At 67.1% G+C, this 2,336-nt stretch carries 2 protein-coding genes; one reads left to right on the forward strand and one right to left on the reverse strand.

All coding sequences use genetic code 11. The features are described from left to right. A partial coding sequence (locus RT567_RS16040; RefSeq protein WP_313577211.1) for an OmpA family protein occupies positions 1-554 on the forward strand: 554 nt, incomplete at its 5' end. Positions 555-818: 264 nt separating this feature from the next. Here RT567_RS16040 and RT567_RS16045 read toward each other — a convergent pair. Next, a complete protein-coding gene (locus RT567_RS16045) occupies positions 819-2,135 on the reverse strand; it encodes a UDP-glucose/GDP-mannose dehydrogenase family protein (protein WP_313577212.1) in 1,317 nt (438 codons plus the stop codon). Between the last annotated feature and the right edge of the window lie 201 nt (positions 2,136-2,336).

The following is a 2,336-nucleotide window of genomic DNA, read 5'->3' on the forward strand; positions in this document are numbered from 1 at the left end:
TCGCCGGCGCTCTGGGCGGCGCGCTTCTGGGCTATCTGACCAACACCTCCAGCGGCGAGCAGGGCCGCAAGAACGCCCTGATCGGCGCCGGCGTCGGCGCCCTGGCCGGGGCCGGCGTCGGCCAGTACATGGACGGCCAGCAACGTGCTCTGGAAGCCGAACTGTCCGGCACCGGCGTCGGCGTGGCCCGTCAGGGCGACAATCTGGTCCTGCGCATGCCGTCGGACGTGACCTTCGCCACCAACCAGTCGGAGTTGGACCCGCGCTTCCTGCCGGTGCTGGACGACGTGGCTCGCGTGATCAGCCAGTACGACCGCTCCATGGTCGACGTGATCGGCCACACCGATTCCTCGGGCGGCGACGCCATCAACCAACCGCTGTCGGAGCGCCGCGCCGCCTCGGTCGCTTCGCATCTGATCAACCGCGGCGTGATGCGTGAGCGCATCTATGTCGCTGGCATGAGCGCTCGCGCGCCGATCGGCTCCAACGCCACCCCGGAAGGCAAGGCTCAGAACCGCCGCGTCGAAATCCTGATCCGCCCCTTCACGGGCTGATCGGCCAGACCGGAACGTGAAGAAGGGGCGGCCCGTTCGGCGCCGCCCCTTTTTCATGCCCGACGGTTCAGATCAGAAACAGCACAGCTTCACGCCCTGCCCTCTTGCCTTGAGAGGCGGACTGTCGGCTTCCTGTCCAGGCAGGAGATTCGGATGGAAGACGACGGCCTGGGCCGGGCGATGAAACTGGTCGGGATCGCGACGGCGTCGGCCGTCGTGGTCGCCGCCGTGGTCATCACGGCCGGCCGTCTGCTGCTGCTCTAGCTACGCCGCGTCCAGAGGGCGGCCGATGGAGAAGTAGCGGAAGCCCCGCGCCCGCATGTCCTCCGGGCGATAGACGTTGCGCAGATCGATCATGATCGGCTGCTTCAGCAGCAGCTTGATCCGGTCCAGGTCGAGGGCGCGGAACTGGTTCCACTCCGTCATGATGACGGCGGCGTCAGCGCCCGCCAGGGCGTCATAGGGGCCGTCCTTGAACACCACGCCGTCCAGCAGCTTGGCCGCCTCCTCCATGCCCTCGGGGTCGAAGGCCTGGACAATGGCGCCGCGCTCGATCAGCGCCGGCGCCACGTCCAGCGAGGGCGCGTCGCGCATGTCGTCGGTGTTCGGCTTGAAGGTCAGGCCCAGCAGGGCGACCGTCTTGCCCTTCAGGTCGCCGCCCAGGGCTTCGGCGACGCGATCAGCCATGGCCTTCTTGCGCGCGTCGTTGATGGCGACCGTCGTCTCGATCAGCTTCAGGGGCGAACCGGCGTCGGTCGCCGTGCGGACCAGGGCCAGGGTGTCCTTGGGGAAGCACGATCCGCCGTAGCCCGGCCCCGCGTGCAGGAATTTCGACCCGATGCGGTTGTCCAGGCCGATGCCGCGCGCGACCTGCTGCACGTCGGCGCCGACCGCCTCGCACAGGTCGGCGACCTCGTTGATGAAGGTGATCTTCATGGCCAGGAAAGCGTTGGCCGCATATTTGATCAGTTCGGACGTGCGACGCCCCGTGAACATGATCGGCGTCTCATTGAGGTTCAGCGGCCGATACAGCTCGGACATGACGGCGCGGGCGCGCTCGTCGGTCGTGCCGACCACCACGCGGTCCGGGCGCTTGAAGTCGCCGATGGCGGCGCCTTCGCGCAGGAACTCAGGGTTGGAGACGACGGCGAACTCGGCGTCGGGGCGGCGCTCGCGGATGATGCGCTCGATCTCATCGCCGGTGCCGACGGGCACGGTCGACTTGGTCACCACGACGGTGAAGCCCTGCATCAGGTCGGCGATCTCTTCGGCCGCCGCATAGACGTAGGACAGGTCGGCATGACCGTCGCCGCGTCGCGACGGCGTGCCCACGGCGATGAAGACGGCGTCCGCCGTGCGGATCGCCTCGGCGCTGTCGACAGCAAAGGCCAGGCGTCCGTCGCGGACGTTGTTGGCGACCAGATCATCCAGCCCCGGCTCATAGATGGGCATGATGTTCTGGTGCAGGCGCTCGATCTTCGAGGCGTCCTTGTCAACGCAGGTCACCGTGTGGCCGAAATCGGCGAAACAGGCGCCTGACACCAGGCCGACATAGCCCGTTCCGATCATGGCGACGCGCATGGACTGCTCCTCTTATCAACCGTCCCTGCCGCAATAGCCCCGGTCGCGGCGGATCGCCAGCGACGCCCAGCCGCAGGTCTAAGAAAAAGCCAAAGAAAAAGGACGGCCGACCCGTGGGATCGACCGTCCTTCATGTCTTGCAACCTCAAGGATTAGGGGGCCGATCATGACCGGCCCCCCTGAGCCTTAGAAGTTGATGTC

Source organism: Brevundimonas sp. (assembly GCF_032107865.1).
GTDB lineage: Bacteria > Pseudomonadota > Alphaproteobacteria > Caulobacterales > Caulobacteraceae > Brevundimonas.

Coding starts and splice junctions, on each gene's coding strand:
- RT567_RS16045 (WP_313577212.1), bottom strand. CDS start 2,135: ATGCGCGTCGCCATGATCGGAACGGGCTATGTCGGCCTGGTGTCAGGC.